At 67.2% G+C, this 18364-nt stretch carries 14 protein-coding genes; 3 read left to right on the top strand and 11 right to left on the bottom strand.

Translation table 11 applies throughout. The annotated features are described in order from the left end of the window. Positions 1 to 246: 246 nt before the first annotated feature. The 3 genes from J1C49_RS13600 to glmM all read left to right on the top strand — a co-directional run bounded on the left by J1C49_RS13600 (position 247) and on the right by glmM (position 4276). The gene (locus J1C49_RS13600; protein ID WP_227446377.1) at positions 247 to 1209 is read left to right on the top strand and encodes a dihydroneopterin aldolase; all 963 of its coding nucleotides are present in this window, start codon (positions 247 to 249) and stop codon (positions 1207 to 1209) included. Between the two features lie 545 nt (positions 1210 to 1754). Then, positions 1755 to 2780, top strand: a complete 1026-nt coding sequence (gene folP / locus J1C49_RS13595) for a dihydropteroate synthase (protein WP_227446425.1) — start codon at positions 1755 to 1757, stop codon at positions 2778 to 2780. A gap of 137 nt (positions 2781 to 2917) precedes the next feature. Then, positions 2918 to 4276: a phosphoglucosamine mutase gene (gene glmM / locus J1C49_RS13590; protein ID WP_227446376.1), complete on the top strand. Its 1359-nt coding sequence runs from the start codon at positions 2918 to 2920 to the stop codon at positions 4274 to 4276. Between the two features lie 523 nt (positions 4277 to 4799). Here the strand turns inward: glmM and J1C49_RS13585 are convergent. From J1C49_RS13585 to J1C49_RS13535, 11 genes are all read right to left on the bottom strand, one after another. Further along, on the bottom strand, positions 4800 to 5324 hold the full coding sequence (locus J1C49_RS13585; RefSeq protein ID WP_227446375.1) for a DUF2937 family protein: 525 nt from the start codon (positions 5322 to 5324) through the stop codon (positions 4800 to 4802). Positions 5325 to 5354: 30 nt separating this feature from the next. Beyond that, complete coding sequence (locus tag J1C49_RS13580; RefSeq protein WP_227446374.1) at positions 5355 to 5828, bottom strand: hypothetical protein; 474 nt, start codon at positions 5826 to 5828, stop codon at positions 5355 to 5357. Between the two features lie 20 nt (positions 5829 to 5848). Next, positions 5849 to 7198, bottom strand: a complete 1350-nt coding sequence (gene proS, locus J1C49_RS13575; protein WP_227446373.1) for a proline--tRNA ligase — start codon at positions 7196 to 7198, stop codon at positions 5849 to 5851. Between the two features lie 377 nt (positions 7199 to 7575). Further along, positions 7576 to 9066, bottom strand: a complete 1491-nt coding sequence (locus tag J1C49_RS13570; RefSeq protein ID WP_227446372.1) for a class I adenylate-forming enzyme family protein — start codon at positions 9064 to 9066, stop codon at positions 7576 to 7578. Positions 9067 to 9325: 259 nt separating this feature from the next. Further along, a complete protein-coding gene (locus J1C49_RS13565) occupies positions 9326 to 10465 on the bottom strand; it encodes an acyl-CoA dehydrogenase family protein (RefSeq protein WP_227446371.1) in 1140 nt (379 codons plus the stop codon). Positions 10466 to 10661: 196 nt separating this feature from the next. Next, complete coding sequence (locus J1C49_RS13560; RefSeq protein WP_227446424.1) at positions 10662 to 11861, bottom strand: acyl-CoA dehydrogenase family protein; 1200 nt, start codon at positions 11859 to 11861, stop codon at positions 10662 to 10664. A gap of 205 nt (positions 11862 to 12066) precedes the next feature. Further along, complete coding sequence (locus tag J1C49_RS13555) at positions 12067 to 14163, bottom strand: 3-hydroxyacyl-CoA dehydrogenase NAD-binding domain-containing protein (protein WP_227446370.1); 2097 nt, start codon at positions 14161 to 14163, stop codon at positions 12067 to 12069. Positions 14164 to 14416: 253 nt separating this feature from the next. Further along, entirely contained in the window at positions 14417 to 15193 is a 777-nt protein-coding gene (locus tag J1C49_RS13550; RefSeq protein WP_227446369.1) for a helix-turn-helix domain-containing protein, read from the bottom strand. Then, the gene (locus J1C49_RS13545) at positions 15190 to 16530 is read right to left on the bottom strand and encodes a TRAP transporter large permease (protein WP_227446368.1); all 1341 of its coding nucleotides are present in this window, start codon (positions 16528 to 16530) and stop codon (positions 15190 to 15192) included. Before J1C49_RS13545 ends, J1C49_RS13550 begins: the two co-directional genes overlap by 4 nt. Then, positions 16530 to 17042: a TRAP transporter small permease gene (locus J1C49_RS13540; protein ID WP_227446367.1), complete on the bottom strand. Its 513-nt coding sequence runs from the start codon at positions 17040 to 17042 to the stop codon at positions 16530 to 16532. The genes J1C49_RS13545 and J1C49_RS13540 overlap by 1 nt, the downstream gene beginning before the upstream one ends. Beyond that, positions 17042 to 18097 carry a C4-dicarboxylate TRAP transporter substrate-binding protein gene (locus J1C49_RS13535; protein ID WP_227446366.1) on the bottom strand — a complete coding sequence of 352 codons (1056 nt, stop codon included), beginning with the start codon at positions 18095 to 18097 and terminating at the stop codon, positions 17042 to 17044. The genes J1C49_RS13540 and J1C49_RS13535 overlap by 1 nt, the downstream gene beginning before the upstream one ends. Positions 18098 to 18364: the final 267 nt, after the last annotated feature.

Genomic DNA, 18364 nt, shown 5'->3' with positions numbered 1-18364 from the left:
AACAATAGCTATAATCGACTCCGAATAACCCGCGACTCCCGCTTCTTTGGCAAGGGATCCGGCCCGTCCAGCCCCGCGCCTGCACACGCGGCGGACATCCCCCAGACCGTGCGCGCGCGGCCGTGCGCCGGCCCTCACAGGCACCTGAAAGGTCGCAAGGCGCGACCACGATGCCGGTTCCGGTGCTGGCAGGCTTGGCGCGAATGCCCTAGACAGGGGCGGACCCACGCCAACCACGGAGCCGTCATGGCCGATGACATTCGCCTTGCCTTTGCGCACCCCGCCGAGCGCGCCATTGCAACGGCCTCCGATGCGCCGCGCGACCGGATCTCCTTGCGCGACCACATCGTCGAGGCGGAAATTGGCGCGTTTCAGGCCGAACGCGGCAAGACGCAAAGACTGCGGTTCAATGTTGTTGTCGAGGTGCGCCCCGCCAGCAACGCGCTGGACGATGATGTGGACCGGATCCTGTCCTACGACCGGGTGACCGAGGCGATTGCCCACGAGCTTTCCGCCGAACGGCTCAATCTTCTCGAAACACTGTCCGAACGGATCGCGGAACGTATCCTGCTTGAACCGATGGCCATGCGCGCCTTTGTCCGCGTGGAAAAGCTCGATCGTGGCCCCGGCGCGCTCGGGGTCGAAATCGTGCGCACACGACGCGACTTTGCCGACCACCTCAACACGCTTGCTTCGGAGGTGGCGGTCGAGCGTCCCGCGCCCCGGCTCGTGTTGCTGTCGAACGCCGCCATCGCCGATCCCCGTCTTGGCGACTGGATCGACGCGCTGGCCGCAGCGGAGATGCCCGTGATCCTCTGCGTCGGCCTGCCAGACATCGCCCGCCCCCGCACCGGACATCGGATGACCCAGCGTCGTATTGACCTTCTGGCCATGGAACAGAATGGCTGGAGCCTTGCCGCGCGCGACGCACGCTGCAAGGTGGTCGGCAGCCGGACCGAACTCGACTGGGCGATGAAAAACGGCCAGATCAGCGTCTGGGCGCCGTCCAAGATCGTTCTCGACGCGGTGGACCCGCCTGCCGTGGCCACCGATGACGCCGTGTCGCTCACCGCGTGGTTTGCCGCGGAAATCGAGGCGCGCGAGATGATCGTTCTGGGCGACCCGGACCCTGCCTCACCCGGCGCAGCACCCGCCCGCGATCCGGGCTGCCCGATGCGGCACGTGCCGCTTGGTGCGCCCCTGGTCTGACGCGCGCTGTTCGCGGCGGCGCGCCGCCCTCGCTCCGCCCTTCCTGCGCCTGCCGCGCGTCGCACGGGACTGGAACACCGCCGCAGCCGCCGTGCGCCGCATCGCTGGTGCGCCCCATTCGCTGCTGCGCGTCATTCGCTGATGCGTCCCATGCGCTGGTGCGTCCCATACGCTGGTGCGCCCCATTCGTCGCCGCGCCCTGCATCGCCGCTGCGCCCCATGCCCCCCCCGCACCGCATCCTCCGGGCGCGGCATTCTCGGCACACCAGCTCACATCGCAAGAGCACCGCCTCCCATCGCACGTGGCCTCATCTTGCCCGCCCCGCGCATCACCCGCTTCCATCATTGACCCCGCTGCGCGGCGCGCGCCTGTCGCTCCGGTCGCAAAAATCGGACAATCCGAAACAATTCTCACAAGATCGGGCCGTTCAGGGCCCTTGCACCACGGCATATTGTGCGTCTTGCGCGTGGCAGCGGGCGGGAAAACGCTGGTGCCCCCCGCCAGACGGTTGATTTGCGCCGCCGAATTGGTCAATGCACCGGGCATGTCCGAGTATTACCGCCCCCTTGTGCGTCATCACCGCCCACGCCCCGCCAACGCGCTTCCCGTCGCCGGTGGCACGGGCTGGTTTACCGAGGCGGTGCTGCATACCCGCCATAGCGAGCCGCGGACGGTGACGCTCTCTGAAATCCCCAAGGAAGTCCGCGACCGGCTCAGCGCCCCGCGCGCCCCCATGGCCGGGCTCACCTTTTCCGAGCCGCGGCTGATGGGCATCCTCAACGTTACTCCCGACAGCTTCTCCGACGGTGGGCAGCACCACGGCGCAGCCCGCGCGCTCTCCCATGCCCGCCAGCTTCAGGCCGAGGGCGCCCATATTGTCGATGTCGGTGGCGAGAGCACCCGCCCGGGCGCAAAACCCGTGCCCGCGGAGGCGGAAATCGCCCGGATCCAACCGGTGATCAGCGCGGTCAGCCGCGCGCTCGCAATCCCGGTCTCCATCGATACGCGCAAATCCTCCGTCGCCGAGGTCGCCGTGCGCGAAGGCGCTGCACTGGTGAACGACATTTCCGGCTTCACCTACGACCCCATGCTGGCGCGCTATTGCGCGCGCGATATGCTGCCGGTCTGCGTGATGCATGCGCGCGGCGATCCGCAGACCATGCAGGACAACCCGCAATACGACGACCTTCTGCTCGACATCTACGATTTCCTCGATGCCCAGATCCATGCGCTCGAAGCCCTCGGCCTGCCGCGCAGCCAGATCATGGTCGATCCCGGCATCGGCTTTGGCAAGAACATCACGCATAATCTCGCCTTGCTGCAAAACCTGTCGCTCTTTCACGGGCTTGGCTGCGTGCTGCTGGTGGGTGCGTCCCGCAAGGGCTTCATAGGGAAGATCTCCGGCGCCAACCCCGCCGGCGTGCGGGTCCACGGCTCCGTGGCCGTTGCGCTGGCCGCCGTCCAACAAGGTGCGCATGTGCTGCGCGTGCATGACGTTCTGGCCACGGCTCAAGCGCTGTCGCTGTGGAACGCGGTCACAAATGGCCACTGGCAGGAAGACGACGCATGATGAGCCCCCCTGTTCCGCGGTTGTCCCGGCACGCTCGGCGCCTGTGCGTATGGACCGGCCCTGCCAACCGGACGGCCTTTGCGCTGCGCGCCGCCGCCAGCCCCACGACCGTGCATCCCTGAAGGAGAGCAAACACAATGGACCGCAATCTCTTTGGCACCGATGGCGTGCGCGGCATCGCAAACGCCTTCCCGATGACCGCCGAAATGGCGCTGATGCTCGGCGCTGCGGTCGGGCGCCACTTCCGGCGGGAACATCAAGGGGTGCACCGGGTGGTGATCGGCAAGGACACGCGGCTTTCCGGCTACATGTTCGAAAATGCGCTCACCGCGGGGCTGACCTCCACCGGCATGAACGTGCTGCTTCTCGGGCCGGTGCCGACGCCGGCGGTCGGCTTGCTCACGCCGTCGATGCGCGCCGATCTGGGGATCATGATCTCCGCCAGCCACAATCCGGCGCAGGACAACGGAATCAAGTTCTTCGGCCCGGACGGGTTCAAGCTCTCCGACGCCGTCGAGGCCCGGATCGAAGCGCTCGTGGATGAAGGTCCGCGCCCGGCCCGACCGGAAAACATCGGCCGCGCGAAACGGATCGACGACGGGCGGTTCCGCTATCAGGAGCGGGTTAAGTCGACGCTGCCGAAGGGTCTGCGGCTCGACAAGCTCAAGGTGGTGGTCGATTGCGCCAATGGCGCCGCCTACAAGACCGCGCCGGAAGTGCTCTGGGAACTGGGCGCGGAAGTCATTCCGATCGGCGTTGCGCCGGACGGGATGAACATCAACGCCGATTGCGGATCGACCAAGCCGCGCATCGCCGCCGAAACCGTGGTCGCGCATGGCGCGCATGTGGGGATCTGCCTTGATGGCGACGCGGACCGCATCATCCTGATCGACGAGACCGGGCGCATCGCCGATGGCGACCAGATCATGGCCCTGATGGCCGATCGCTGGGCCTCCGAGGCGCGGTTGCAGGGCGACACGCTGGTGGCCACGGTGATGTCGAATCTCGGGCTGGAGCGCTATCTTGCGGCACGCGGTCTGCATCTCGAACGCACACAGGTCGGCGACCGCTATGTGGTGGAGACCATGCGGCGCAAGGGCTTCAACCTCGGGGGCGAGCAGTCGGGGCATATCGTGATGACTGATTACGCCACGACCGGCGACGGTTTGATGGCCGGGATGCAGTTCCTTGCCGAGATGGTGCGCAGCGGCAAGCCCGCCTCGGAACTGACCCGAATCTTCGAAACCGTGCCGCAGATGCTCAAGAACGTGAGGTTCGCAGCCGGGGAGACCCCGCTCGACGCCCCGCCCGTGCAAGCGGCAATTGCGCAGGCCGAGGCAGAGCTTGAGGGCAAGGGCCGGTTGCTGATCCGCAAATCCGGCACAGAGCCGCTGATCCGGGTGATGGCGGAATGCGAGGATGAGGGCCTTCTTGCAACCGTGGTGGACGGGATCGTCGCCGAGGTGGAGGCCGTCTCCACCGCTGCAAACGCCTGACGCGCGCAAAGGCTGACAAAAGGCACAGCGACGCCCGCCCTGACGCGCGCGGGAACGGGCCTCACCGCTCTTCGCAAGGCCCGTCGCGGGACCCGTGGCAAGGCCCGTCCCGGGCCCCGTCGCAGGGCTCGTCGCGGGGCATGGGCCGCGCGGTCAAGCACCAAACCCGTCCGCGCCCTGATCGCAACCAACCGGCGGCCCGGTGCCGCATACGGCAAGACAAACGCGGCAAAACCCGCCTCCCCGCGCACGGCCAAGATCCGCGCCGGTCCGGCGGATTCGCGACAAGGGCAAGTCACAGACCGGCTTTGGGCATCCTCTCACGGCTGGGATTGTGGGGAGGCTTGCCGTCTGGCCTGTCAGCCTTCCCGTGGTCCGGGGCCCGGCACTGCCGTCGTGCAGTTGGCGCTCACCTGTCCTGTGCCGCGCGGATCAGCCTTCCCGATACGCTGCGCGGCGGCCCGGACATAAACGAGCGCCCGTCCATTGCATGGCCCTTTCGCATGGCGCTCCGGTGCCGCGATCAGCGCCGCCGCACGCGGCGGAATGGCCCCGTCATCCAGGCCCAGGCTCCCGCCAGAAAGGCCACCAGCGCCCAAAGCCCCGCCCAACCCGCAAGGAACCCGGTCCCGGCAAAAACCGCGCCTTCGAACGTTGCGGGCACGGCCGGCCTGAACGCCTGCAACGCCGCGCGCGCAACCTCCCGGTCGCCGATATGGGTCGCCAGCCGGGCGCGGGTGAACGGCCCCGCACCCTCCAACGCATCGAGCGCCGCGCGCAGCCGCGCATGACGGTCCAGATCATGCCCGATCGCCTGCGCCTGCTCCGCCGCAAGCGGCCCTTCGCCGGCCAGTGCCGCAAGATAGGCGTCCATCGACAGGCCCCGATCCGCCGCCCATTGCTCATGGCGCGTCACGATGCGCGACAGCTCATCCACCGCGCCCCCAAGGCGTTGCGTATATTGTTGTGAAAACTCCGGGAATTGCGACAGCCCGACCGCCCCGGTTAACCCCGCTGCCATCGCCGCCGTGCGCAGGACAAGGATCATCGCGCCCCAGCCCCGGCCCCAGTCAAGGCCTCAGCCCGCACAGCCAAAACCCAGCGATGCCGACAAGGTCGCAATCAACGGGTCGTACCGGGCGCGCTCCTCAACCGGGTAACGCATCTGGACCGAGGCCCGTGCATGCTCGCCCACACAGGTTTCGCCATCTTCGACCCGCGCATAGAACACTTCCTGGCCCAGAAAGCCCGACAGCACATACCAATCCTGCCCGCCGGCGCGATAGGTCACCTCGCCGCCGAGCGTTTCGTAAAAGGTGCGCATCGCGGCCTCGTCTTCGCTCAGCGTATCAAGGATATACCGGCCCCAGACGCGGATTTCCGCGCCCTGCCCGTCGATGAAACTGCGGCCGTCATCGTTTTCGGGTGGCGGCGCCATGGCAAAGCCCGGCGGCAGCTCCGCCTCCACGGCAAAGCGACCAAAGGTCTGTGCCACAGCCGTTCCTGCCGCCAGAATGGCAAGACACAGGCAGATTGGGACAGGCACACGCATCCGAGGTCCTTTCGGAGCGATTATGCCACAGCCGATAGCTTGCCGTAAATCTCCCCGATTCTGGCGATGGCCGCTTCGGGGGGCATTTCTTCGCTCTCGCCCGTCCGGCGCGAGGTCAGCTCGACAACGCCGTTCTTGAGCCCGCGCGGGCCGACCGTGATCCGCCACGGCAGGCCGATCAGGTCCATCGTCGCGAACTTGCCCCCCGCCCGCTCGCTGGTGTCGTCATAAAGCGGCTCCAGCCCCAGCGCGGTCAGAGATGCGTAAAGCGCCTCGCAGGCCTCGTCCGCGGCCGCATCGCCGGATTTTAGGTTGACGATCCCGCAATGGAACGGTGTCACCCCCTCGGGCCAGATGATGCCCTTGTCGTCATGGCTTGCCTCGATGATCGCACCCAGAAGGCGGCTCACACCGATGCCATGGCTTCCCATATGCACCGGCACCGCCTGCCCGTCCGGGGTCTGCACCGTGGCGCCCATCGCTTCGGAATACTTGGTGCCGAAATAGAAGATCTGCCCCACCTCGATGCCGCGCGCCACGCGGCGGCGCTCTTCCGGCACGGCGTCAAACAAGGCCGCATCATGCGTCTCGTCGGTGCGGGCATAGCGCGAGGTGAACTCCTCCAGAACGGCCTGACACTGGGCCACGTCGTCATAATCGATCGCCCGGTCGCCAAAACTCAGATCGGTGATCGCGCTGTCATAGAACACCTCCGATTCGCCGGTCTCCGCGAGCACGAGGAATTCATGGGTGTAATCGCCGCCGATCGGGCCGCCATCGGCGCGCATCGGGATGGCCTGAAGCCCCATACGCTCATAGCTGCGCAGATAGCTGACCAGATGGCGGTTATAGGCATGCAACGCGTCTTCCTGCGTCAGGTCGAAATTGTAGCCGTCCTTCATCAGGAATTCCCGGCCCCGCATCACGCCGAAACGCGGGCGGATCTCGTCCCGGAACTTCCACTGGATGTGATACAGCGTCAGCGGCAGCTGCTTGTAGCTTGCCACGTGGCTGCGGAAGATATCGGTGATCAGCTCCTCATTGGTCGGCCCGTAGAGCATGTCGCGCCCATGCCGGTCGCTGATCCGCAGCATTTCCTCGCCATAATCGTCATAGCGCCCGCTTTCCCGCCACAGGTCCGCCGATTGCAGGGTCGGCATGAGCATCGGGATATGGCCCGCGCGCTGCTGCTCCTCGTGCACGATGGCCTCGATGTTGCGCAGCACCTTGTAGCCCAGCGGCAGCCACGAATAGATCCCGGCGCTGGCCTGTTTGATCATGCCCGCGCGCAGCATGTAGCGGTGCGAGACGATCTGTGCCTCGGACGGGGTCTCCTTGAGGACGGGCAGGAAATAGCGGCTCAGGCGCATGGGCTTTGGCTCCGGTCGGGTCAGGGGGCGTTTCCGCCCAATTCTTTGGCGACCATAAAAACCAGCGCCGCGCCCGTTGCAAGCCATGACAGCGCGCGCAGTGTCCTCCTGTCGGAGCAAACCCGCGCGGGCGAGACCCGGCTGGCGCACCCGGCGCCCCTGTCCCGAAGCCTGCCAAGGTCGGCGCCACGCTGCCGCCACGACGCGCCGCGCGGGCAATCATGCCCCGCACCTCCAGCCACCAATCCACCACTCGTCGGGCCCCCAAGGGCCCCCGCCTCGTCAGGCCACGGCGCGCCCGTCCAATCGCGCCGAGCGACATCCGGGGGCGCACGCCGCGCCATGGCACTTGCGACACGGCAAACCTCTCAAGCGGCTCACCCCAGCTGCGCCGCAAACGTCTCCAGCAGCCGATGCTTGAGGATCTTGCCCGTGGGCGCCGCAGGCAGCGCATCGGCCAGAACGATCCGTGCCGGCAGCTTGTAGCCTGCCAGCCGCTCCGCCGCGAAGGCGCGCAACGCCTCCGGCGTCACCGCAGAGCCCGGCGCGACCTGGCAGAAGGCGAGCACATCCTCGTCGCCTGCCTGCCGGCGCCCGATCACCGCGGACTGGATGACCTCCGGGTGATCGTTGAGCGCCGCCTCCACTTCGGGCGGAAAGACGTTGAAGCCGCCATGGATGATCAACTCCTTGGAGCGCCCCAGCACATGCAGCCGCCCCGCCTCGTCGAGCCGCCCGATATCGCCCGTATGCATCCAGCCCTGCGCATCGAGCACCGCACGGGTCGCCTCCGGATCGCGGAAATAACCCTTCATGACATGCGGGCCGCGCGTCAGGATCTCTCCGATCCCGCCGCCGCCGCCCTGAACGGCCTCGTCGATCCGCACCTCCAGGCCCGGCAGCGCCGGCCCCACCGAGGTATCCGGATCGCCCAGCGCGTTGCGCGTGGCGCTCACCCCGGCGGTGGTCTCGGTCATGCCATAGCCGTTTTGAAGCGGAACGCCATAGAAGGCTTCCGCCTTGCGCTTCCATGCCGGGTCAAGCGGCGCGGCCCCCGAGGACACGTAGCGCAAGCTGTCCGACGGCACCGTGTCATAGCCCCGCTCGCGGGTGTATTGCATCAACAGGGCGTGCATCTGCGGCACCCCGGAGAAGAGCGTCACCCCCGCGCGCAGCGCTTCATAGAGCGCCGCGGCGGAGAAGCGCGCCTCCAGCTGCACCGGCGCGCCCGCATGGGTCGCCGCCGTGACCACCGACGCCAGCCCGAACACATGGCTGATCGGCAACACGCCATAGACAAGGTCCTCCGGTCTCATGCCGCGCAGCTCCGCGGACAGCCGCCCGCCTGTGCGCACATTGTCATGGGTGAGCATCACCCCCTTGGGTGTGCCCGTGGTGCCGGTGGTGTAGAGGATCGCGGCCACATCGCCCGCGCCTTCGGGATCGCCGCGCGCGGCGCGAAACGCCAGCGTGCCAAACCGGCCCGACACCGGCGCGGCACCGAGACGCTCGGCATGGTCGGCCGCGTTCTGTGACACATGGTCCGTTGCGAGGATCGCCGCGGGCCGCGCATGGGCGATGACACGGTCCACTTCCGCCGCAGTCTGGCGGGCATTGACCGGAACCGCTGCCGCACCGAGCCGCGAGCAGGCATAGAATGCGGCCACCACGGCGGCGCAGTTCTCGGCGATGATCAGCACCCGGTCCCCTTGCTGCACACCGGACGCGGCCAACAGATCGGCCATCTCCGTGACCGCCGCATCAAGATCGACCCAGCGCCACGCGGCACCGCTCGTATCGCGCAAAGCCGGCGCATCGGGCCGCTGTGCAAGCTGCGGCTCAAGCAAGCCATGCCAGCGGGCGCTCATGGGCACACCCGCCCCGCGGGCGCGCCAATCGCGGCGGATCTCGGGCAGGCCGATTGCGTCAGACCTGCCGCGTGAAAACACCGCTCGGCGATCCCGGCCACGCGCCTCTGCAGTGCCATACCCTGTGCGCCGCCAGACAGGCCCCTTCCCCCGACACGGCAGGGCAGCGCGACCGGGCGCACCGCGACAGATCCGCTCTGCGATGGGGCCCGCACCCGCGCCGCCAAGAGCCTTGCCGTCGCTCTTGCCACAAGGCCGCTCATGCCGCGTCACGCCCCAAGGCGATGAACCGCTCCAGATGGTAATCCGTGTCACCAAACCGGTGATCGGTCATCACAATGCGCTTGGCGATATGGGCCAGCTCGTATTCCTGCGTCATCGCGATCCCGCCATGCAGCTGGATCGTCTCCTCGGCCACCAGACGCCCAACCCGCCCGATCAGCGTGCGCGCCGCAGCCCCGTTCCGGTCGCGCTCCAGCGGCGCCGCCTCCAGATGCCCCGCCGCGAGGATCACCGCAGAGCGGGCCTGCTCCACCTCGATCAACAGATCCGCCATCCGGTGCTGCAGCGCCTGGAAGGTGGCGATCGGTCGGCCGAACTGCGTGCGGGTCGTCATGTAATCGCGGGTGAGCGCGGTCGCGGTCTCCATCGCTCCCAGCGCCTCTGCCGACAGCGCCACATGCGCCGCGGCGATCCGCGTGCTCAGCGCCTCATACCCCGCGCCCGCCGCCCCCAACCGGGCCTCCGGCCCAAGCCGGACATGATCGAGCACAAGCTCCGCCGCGCGCCCGCCACTGATCAGCGGATAGCCCGTCAGCGTCATCCCATCGGCATCGCGCGGCACAACGAAAAGCGAAATGCCCGCGCGATCCAGCACGCTGCCCGACTCGCGGGCGGAAACGATCACGTGATCCGCCGCCTCCGCGTTCACCACCACCGCCTTGCGCCCGTTCAGCACAACGCCCGCGCCATCCGGCACCGCCCGTGTCGCCACATGCTCAAGATCATACCGACCCGCCGGCTCGCCATGCGCCAGCGCAAGCTGGCATTCGCCCGCGATCACCGCTTCGACCAGTGCCTGCTGCGCCTCGTTGCCCAGCGCCGCAAGCAACCCGCCGCCAAGAAGAGCGCAATCCAGAAACGGCTCCACCACCCCCGCGCGGCCCAGCTCCTCAAAAACCGTGGCGATATCGAACCCCATGCCGCCAAACCCGCCCTGGGCTTCGGTAAAGAGCGCGCCAATCACACCGAGCTCCGCAAGCTGTCTCCAGATCTCGGGCGCATAGCCCAAGTCGCTCTCAAGGATGGCATTGCGCACCCGCGTGTCATAGCGATCCGACAGGAACCGCCGCAGCGTGTCCTGAAGCATCTGCCGCTCTTCGGTCAGCTCAAAATTCATTCCGTTCCCCCGTCTGCCACGTTGCCATGGCGCCCCGTTCCGTCCCCGCGCCTCCGAGCGGAGAAGCGCCCGGCCATATCGGCCCCGGCCTGCGCGCCGCCCGCGTGATGCAGACCGCCGCCGGTTGGCACCCAAGCCCGAGGAGCGGCGCAAGGCGCGCCCGGTGCCGCGCCGCCCGGATGCGCCGCCGCGCCCGTCATCGCCGGTCCCCCGCAAGGACCGTCTTGGCGATGATGTTGCGCTGGATCTCGTTGGAGCCGCCAAAGATCGACAGCTTGCGATTGTTGAAATACTGCCGCGCCACCGGCCCGGCGTAATCCGGACCAACCGGCGCGTTGTCGCCCTCCAGCGCCTCGGAGACAAAGGGCATCGCATAAGGCCCCGCCGCCCGGCGCGCCAGGTCGTTGATCTCCTGCCGGATCACCGTGCCCTTGACCTTGAGCATGGAGCTTTCCACCCCCGGAGCCTGGCCCCTGGCTGCCCGCGAGATGATGCGCAGATTGGTCGTCGCCATTGCCATGAGGTCGATCTCCACCTGTGCCAGGCGGGCCGCGAAAAACGGGTTCTCGATCAGTGGCCGCCCGCCGGACATCTCCGCGCGCGCCATGCGCTTGACGCTCGCCAGCCCGGCCCGCGAAAAGCCCACCCCGGCGATGTTGGTGCGCTCATGGGTCAGCAAGTACTTGGCATAGGTCCAGCCCTTGTTTTCCTCGCCAACGCGGTTTTCCACCGGCACCCGCACATCGGTGAACCAGACCTCGTTCACTTCCGGTGTGCCATCCAGCAGCATGATCGGACGGAGCTCGATCCCCGGCGTGTCCATGTCGATGAGCAGGAAGCTGATGCCCTCCTGCGCCTTCGCGTCCGGATCGGTGCGCACCAGGCAGAAGATCTTGTTGGCGTGCTGGCCCAGCGTCGTCCAGGTTTTCTGGCCGTTGACCACGTAATGGTCGCCATCGCGCACCGCGCGCGTCTTGAGCGAGGCCAGATCCGAGCCCGCGCCCGGTTCCGAATAGCCCTGGCACCACCAATCCTCGCCCGACAGGATACGCGGCAGGTAATGCGCCTTCTGCGCGTCAGAGCCAAACTGCATCAGCACCGGCCCCAGCATGGTCAATCCGAAAGGCACAATCCGCGGCGCATGCGCAAGCGCGCATTCCTCTTCGAAGATGTGCCGCCGCACCGCGTCCCAACCGCAGCCGCCATGCTCTTCGGGCCAGGTTGGCGCAAGCCATCCCTTCGCGTTCAGGATCGCGTGCCACCGGTCATGGTCGGCCTTGTCCAGCGCGGCGCCCGCGCGCACCTTGGCCGATAGCGCCGGGGGCAACTGCTCGGCCAGAAACCCGCGAACCTCGTCGCGAAAAGCGCGCTCGTCATCGTTATATGTCAGATCCACATCGGTCTCCTGTTCGTCCATCCCTGCACCACAAACGGCGCGTGCGCCCCGTCGCCGCTGTCCCGTCACCGCTTCCAGTCACCGCTGTCTCACCATCGCTGTCCCGCCATCGCAGTTCCGTAACGGCAATCCCGCTACCGCAATCCCGCCACGGCAATCCCATCGCGGCCTTCGCTTCGCGGTAATGCGCCATCCGTCCCATGTCTCACGGCGCTGCGGCCCGGTTCAGATCGTCAAAACTCCGGCCCTCGGCGACGAGCGCGGCAAGCATCGGCGCCGGCTGCCAGAAATACGCGTCGTCCTGCGCAAAGCGTTCGATATCGGCGAGCACGCCGGGAAGGCCGTCAAGGTCGGCCCATTTCATCGGCCCGCCGCGGTGACGCGGAAAGCCGTAGCCCGTCAGGAATACCATATCGACGTCCCTCGGACAGCGCGCGATCCCTTCCTCGACCACCCGGCTGGCCTCGTTCACCATGGCGCAGAGCACCCGACGGAGGATTTCCACATCGCTGAATGTCTTCGGCGTGATCCCGAGCACGGCACGTTCCTCGGTGATCAGGCGCTCCACATCCGGGTTGGGCACCGGGCCGCCATCGCCGTAGACGTAGTAGCCGCGCCCGGTCTTCTGGCCGAAATGCCCCGCCTCGCAGAGCTTGTCGGCATAGGCCGGCACCCGTTCGCGCGGGTCGCGCGTCGGGGCCAGCCGTTTGCGCGTGGCCCAGCCGATATCGAGCCCGGCAAGATCAGAGACCTGGAACGGCCCCATGGCAAAACCAAACCCGCGCAGGACCCGGTCGATCTCAAAGGGCGAGGCCCCGTCCAGCACCATGTGATCGGTCGCGGTTCGATAAGCCATCAGGATGCGGTTGCCGATGAAGCCGTCACAGACCCCCGCGCGCACCGATACCTTTCCAAGCCGCTTGCCAAGCGCGAAGCCGGTGGCGATCACGTCCGGCGCGGTCTTGTCGGCCACCACGACCTCCAGAAGCCGCATCACATGCGCCGGCGAGAAGAAGTGCAGCCCGATCACGTCTTCGGGCCGGCGCGTGGCGCGGGCAATCTCGTTGATATCCAGATAGGAGGTGTTCGTCGCGAGCACTGCGCCGGGTTTGCACACGGCATCAAGCGTCTGGAAGACGTCGGTTTTCACGGCCATGTCCTCGAACACCGCCTCGATCACGAGATCTGCTTCGGCGAGGGCCGCATAACCCGTGTCCAGCGCGAGCGCGGGGCCCGTCAGGTGATCGAACTGCGCCTGATCGATCTTGCCACGTTTGAGCGCGCCGGAGAGGTTACGCGCGATGCGCTCTTTCGCGGCCTGAATTGCCGCATCGTCGCGCTCGATCACCGTCACGGTCAGACCGGCCAGCAGCGCCGCCGTGGCGATGCCCGCGCCCATGGTGCCGCCGCCGATCACGCCGATCTGCGCCACGGGCCGCGCGGTGACGTCGCGCAATTCCGGAAGGTTTGACACGGCCCGCTCGCCGAAGAACGCATGGATCAGGGCCTCGCGCTGGTCGGTCTCCATCAGTTCCCGGAACAGCGCGCGTTCGCGCGCCATGCCCGCGTCGAAGGGCAGTTCGCACGCGGCCTGAATGCCGCGCACGGCCTGCGCGGGCGAAAGCTGCCCGCGGGCCTTTTTCAGGGCCGCGTCATAGGCTGCGTCGAAATCCACCGGCTCGGGCGCGGGCATCGCGCCGACGGGGCGACGCGGGGCGCCCGCTGCCAGCAAGTCGCGCAGATAGGCCATGCCGATGTCGCGCGGCGCGCCCTCCTCCACCCGGTCGAGGATGCCCAGCGCGAGCGCTTCGTCGGCGCCGAGCTTGCGCCCGGTGGTGATCACGTCGATCGCCGGGGGCACGCCGATCAGCCTTGGCAGTCGCTGCGTGCCGCCGGCCCCCGGCATGACGCCGATCAGAACCTCCGGCAGGCCGACCTTGGCCGTCGGAACCGCAATCCGGTAATCGGCTCCGAGGGCCACTTCGAGCCCCCCACCAAGCGCGGTGCCGTGCAGGGCTGCAACCACGAGCAGGTCGGACCGCTCGATGCGCGTGCAGACATCGGGCAAGAGCGGCTCCAGCGGCGGCTTGCCAAACTCGCGGATATCGGCGCCGGCCGGAAATGTCCGCCCCGCCGCATGGATCACCGCACCACGCGCTTGCGCCGCTTCAGCCGCGTCAATTGCATCGCAAAGCCCCCGGCGCACCGCCTGCCCCAACGCATTGACGGGCGGGTTGTCTATCACGATATCGGCAATGCCGTCTTCGATGGTCCATGTGACTGCCGCTACGCTCTGTGTCATCACTGTGATCTCTCGCCTCACCCGTTGCTCATCGCCCCTCCCGGGGCCGTCTCGCCTTACCCGTTGCTCATCGCCCCTCCCGGGGCCGTCTCGCCTTACCCGTTGCTCGCCGCCCCTCCCGGGGCCGTCTCGCCTTACCCGTTGCTCGCCGCCCCTCCCGGGGCCGTCTCGCCTCACCCGTTGCTCATCGCCCCTCCCGGGGCCGTCTCGCCTTACCCGTTGCTCGCCGCCCCTCCCGGGGCCGTCTCGCCCCCTATCCGCGCCGCGCCAACGCGCTGGCCTGTCCGGTCTTGGCTTCCAAAGCGCGGACGAGGGCCACAAGCCCGGGCCCGACCTCCGCGCGGATCCGGTCATCGTTGAGCATGTCCGGCATCGCGCCACAGCAAAAGGAAATCGGCGCGCCGTATTCGCGGGCCAGATAGGGCACCGCCACGGCCTTGATCGTGGCGGCAAAGCGCGTCTCTTCGCGCGGCACGGTATAACCCCGGGCGATCAGCTGGGAATACCCGTCGGCGCGAAACGCGCGCAGCGCAGCGTCCGGCTGCAAATGCTCGAACGCATCATCGCAGAGCGCGGCCACATGCGCCTGACCAAGCGACGAGCCCATGATCGGCACCCGGTGTCCCGGCTCCAGCCAGATCGAAGCTGTGCCCACGGGCCGCCAGGTGCGCACCAGCATCATCCGGTCCGCGCTGCGCACGCCGATCACCGCCAGCGTGCCGGTGCGGTTGGCGAAATCCTGCATCTCTTCCTCAATGAGATCCATGAAGGAGGTCTGCGCATGCGCCACCGCCCCGAGCGCCAACACCGCGGGCCCGAGACGGAATTGCCCCCCGCGGCCATCGCGGATCAGGTGACCGGTCTCGGCAAGCGTGTGGATCAACCGGGTCGCGGTCGCCTTGGACAACCCTGTGCGCGCCGCGATCTCCGCATGGGTCAGCCCGTGATCGGACGCGCGGAACGCCGCCAAGACGGTCAGGCCCCGCGCCAGCGCATTGATGAACTTGCGGTCCTCGATGGGTTTGGTCACGGCATCCCCTCCGGCAGCAGAAGCGAGATCGCCGGAAACGCCATGATCAGGATCAGAACCAGAATGTCGATGCTGAGGAACCGCGCGATCCCCGCAAAGATCCGGTCGATCGGCGCCTCCTTGCCGACGACATTGGCGATCACGAAGACGTTCAGCCCCACCGGTGGCGTGATCAGCCCGATTTCGAGCAGCTTGATCACCACGACCCCGAACCAGATCAGGTTCAGCCCGTAACTCTCCACCAACGGGATCATCAGGGGAAGGGTCAGCACCATGATCCCGATCGGATCGAGGAACATGCCCAGAAGCAGGTAGATCAGCGCGATGCAGATCATCAGCACAATCACCGACGGATCCGCGGCCGTCACGGCGTTGACGATCACAGGGGCCACGCCGGTCAGCGCGATGAAAGCGACAAAGATCTTGGCCCCCGCCGCAATCAGGAAAATCGCCGAGGTCTGGATGCAGGTCTCTCGAAAGCTCTGCCACAGGTCGTCCCATGTCAGCTTGCGCTGCGCCACCCCGATGAGCACTGTCGCCGCAACACAGACCGCCGCCGCCTCCGTGGCGGTAAAGATGCCGCCATAGATGCCGCCGATGATCACGACAAAGAGCATCACCGCGGGCCACGCGGCCAGCGCCGCCTCGCGCTTCTGGCGCGGCGTGAAGCGTTCGTCGGAGGGGGGCGCCACGCTGGGGTCGCGCCAGACCCAGAGCGCGATGACCACCACAAAGCCCAGCAACGTGAGCAAACCCGGCAGGACACCCGCAAGGAACAGCCGCGAGATCGATGTCTCCGTGAAGATGCCGTAGATGATGAACAGAACCGATGGCGGGATCAGGGAGCCCAGCGTCCCCCCCGCCGCAACGGACGCGGTGGCCAGCCGGTTGTCATAGCCCATGCGCATCATCTCGGGGGTGCAGATCCGCCCCATGGTCGAGGCACAGGCGATAGACGAGCCGGTGATCGCCGAAAACCCGCCGCATCCCACCACGGAGGCCATCGCGACCCCGCCCGGCAACCGCGTCAGCCACACCTTGGCGGCATGGTAGATCTTGGTCGTGATCTCGGCGCGGTAAGCGATATGGCCCAGCGCCACAAAAAGCGGGATCATCGACAGGTTATAGGAATGGATCAGGTCGAAGGAGTTCGAGAAGACCATCGACGTGGTCGGACGGATCGCCCGTTCCGGCATGAAGGTGCCGGTGCGAAACGCAAAGATGAAAAAGGTGGCGACGGTTGCCACCGCCGCAAGCGTGAACGCAATCGGCACCCGCAGCGCGAGCAGGATCAGCACCGCGGCAAAGGCGATCATACCGATGGTGGCCGGGTCCATCACTCCGCCTCCGGCGTGGCGTGGCTGTCATCGACGGTTCCGCCCGACAGGATCGTGCGCAGATCGCGCAATGCGAGCTCCGCCAACCGCAACCAGCACGCCGCCATGCCCAGCACGAACAACAACCGCCCGGGCCATTTCGGCAACCCCAGGTCTCCGAAATAGTAGCTGCCCGATGCCCAGTTGGACGACAGTTCCCGCCAGCCTGCATAGATCAGCGGTGTCAGCGCCAAGAGCCCCACGACGGAGCCGAATACGATCAGCCAGGAGCGCGCCCGCGCGCCCATCCGGTCGGTGATGAAGGATACGCAGACATGCGCGCGCGCCGCGGTCGTGGCCGCCAATGGCAGCAGGATCGCGGCGACCATCAGTTCCTGAACAAGGATCACGCTATCCGGCAGCGCGGTGCCAAACACCGCCCGCGCCACCACGTTCCCGGCAATCAGCGTGCCCAGCAGGATGACTGCCAGGGCGCCAAGCCCCAGCAGCACGTTTTCCAGCCGGAACAGCATCAGCTGCCCCCGTTTTCCCACGGGTAGCCTTCGGTGTCGCGCATCTCGGTGTATTTCGCGATCAGCCCGCGATACTCCTCAAGCAAGGCATCACCCGGCAGGCCGGCTCCCTTGGCCTGCTCCACCCACTGCCCGACAAAGGGCACGCCGCGTTCGACAAAGCCCGCGCGCTGGTCGTCGGTGAGCGCGATGATCTCGACACCGGCCTCCTTCATCGCGGCAACGGCCTTTTCGTTGGCTTCGGTGATCAACCGGCCGAACTCGTCGGCCATGTCACGGCCCGTGTCCGTCAGCACCGCCTGCTGCTCGGGCGAGAGGCCGTCATACATGTCCTTGTTCATGAAGATGCCCAGACCACCGACCTGGCCCCAGTCGAGCAGCGTGTAGCTGTCCATGACCTCGGCCTGTTTCAGCGCGGCAACCGCATAGGAATAACCCTGCGAGCAGTCGATCAGCCCGGTATCCAGCCCTTGATAGGCGTCATAGATCGACATGCGCACCATATTCGCACCAAGCTCGCCGAACACCTTGCCATAGGCGCCGACGCCGCGCACCTTGACGCCGTCCACGTCCTCGACCGACCGGATCGCCGTGCCCTTGCAGCCGATATTGACCTGGCTGGTGGTCCAGGTGCCGATATAGACAAGGTTCATGTCGGCCAGCGTGGCCTGCACCGCGTCCGAGCTGCGCATCAGCTCGTCGGTTGCGCGCATGCCGACCCAGGCATCGGGATTGTCGAGCGGCAGATCGGCAATGCCGTAACCCACCATCTCCTGTGGAAAATACACCGCGATCACGCTGCCGAGATCGGCCACACCATCGCGAATCGATGGCACGGCCGCATTGGCCTTGAAGAGCGCGCCGCCCCACTGGATGTCGATCCGCAGGTCGCCGCCGGAGCGCTCCTGCACCTGATCGGCAAACCATTGCAGCGCCACGGCGCGCGCACCACGATTTGGGCCGGCCTCGCCGTGGATCAGAACGGTCTCGGCTGTCGCCGCACCGCCGAACACGGCCATTGATGCAGCAAGCGCCGCAGCCTTGAAAACTGACATAGTATCCTCCCTGTTTCACTCTGCGAAACTGCGTTTCACAAAATCTGGATGCACCGAACAGCGTTTTCGCGATTCTTGCAAGCGCCGATCACGCGGCGCCGCAGCATCGCGAGACCCTGCCCCGCCCTACGGCTCTGCGCTCCGTCCGGGATCGCCTCGCCATGCCCACCGTCGCTCTGCGCCCCTTCCCGGGTCGCCTCGCCATGCTCACCGCGGCTCTGCGCCCCGTCGGGGCCGCCTCGCCATGCCCGCCGCCGCTCTGCGCCC

Origin of the sequence: Cognatishimia sp. F0-27, assembly GCF_020667845.1 — a bacterium.
Classification (GTDB): Bacteria; Pseudomonadota; Alphaproteobacteria; order Rhodobacterales; family Rhodobacteraceae; genus JAFMPQ01.
The sequence above is the reverse complement of the archived record's forward strand: the minus strand, read 5'-3'. Positions and strand labels throughout refer to the sequence as shown.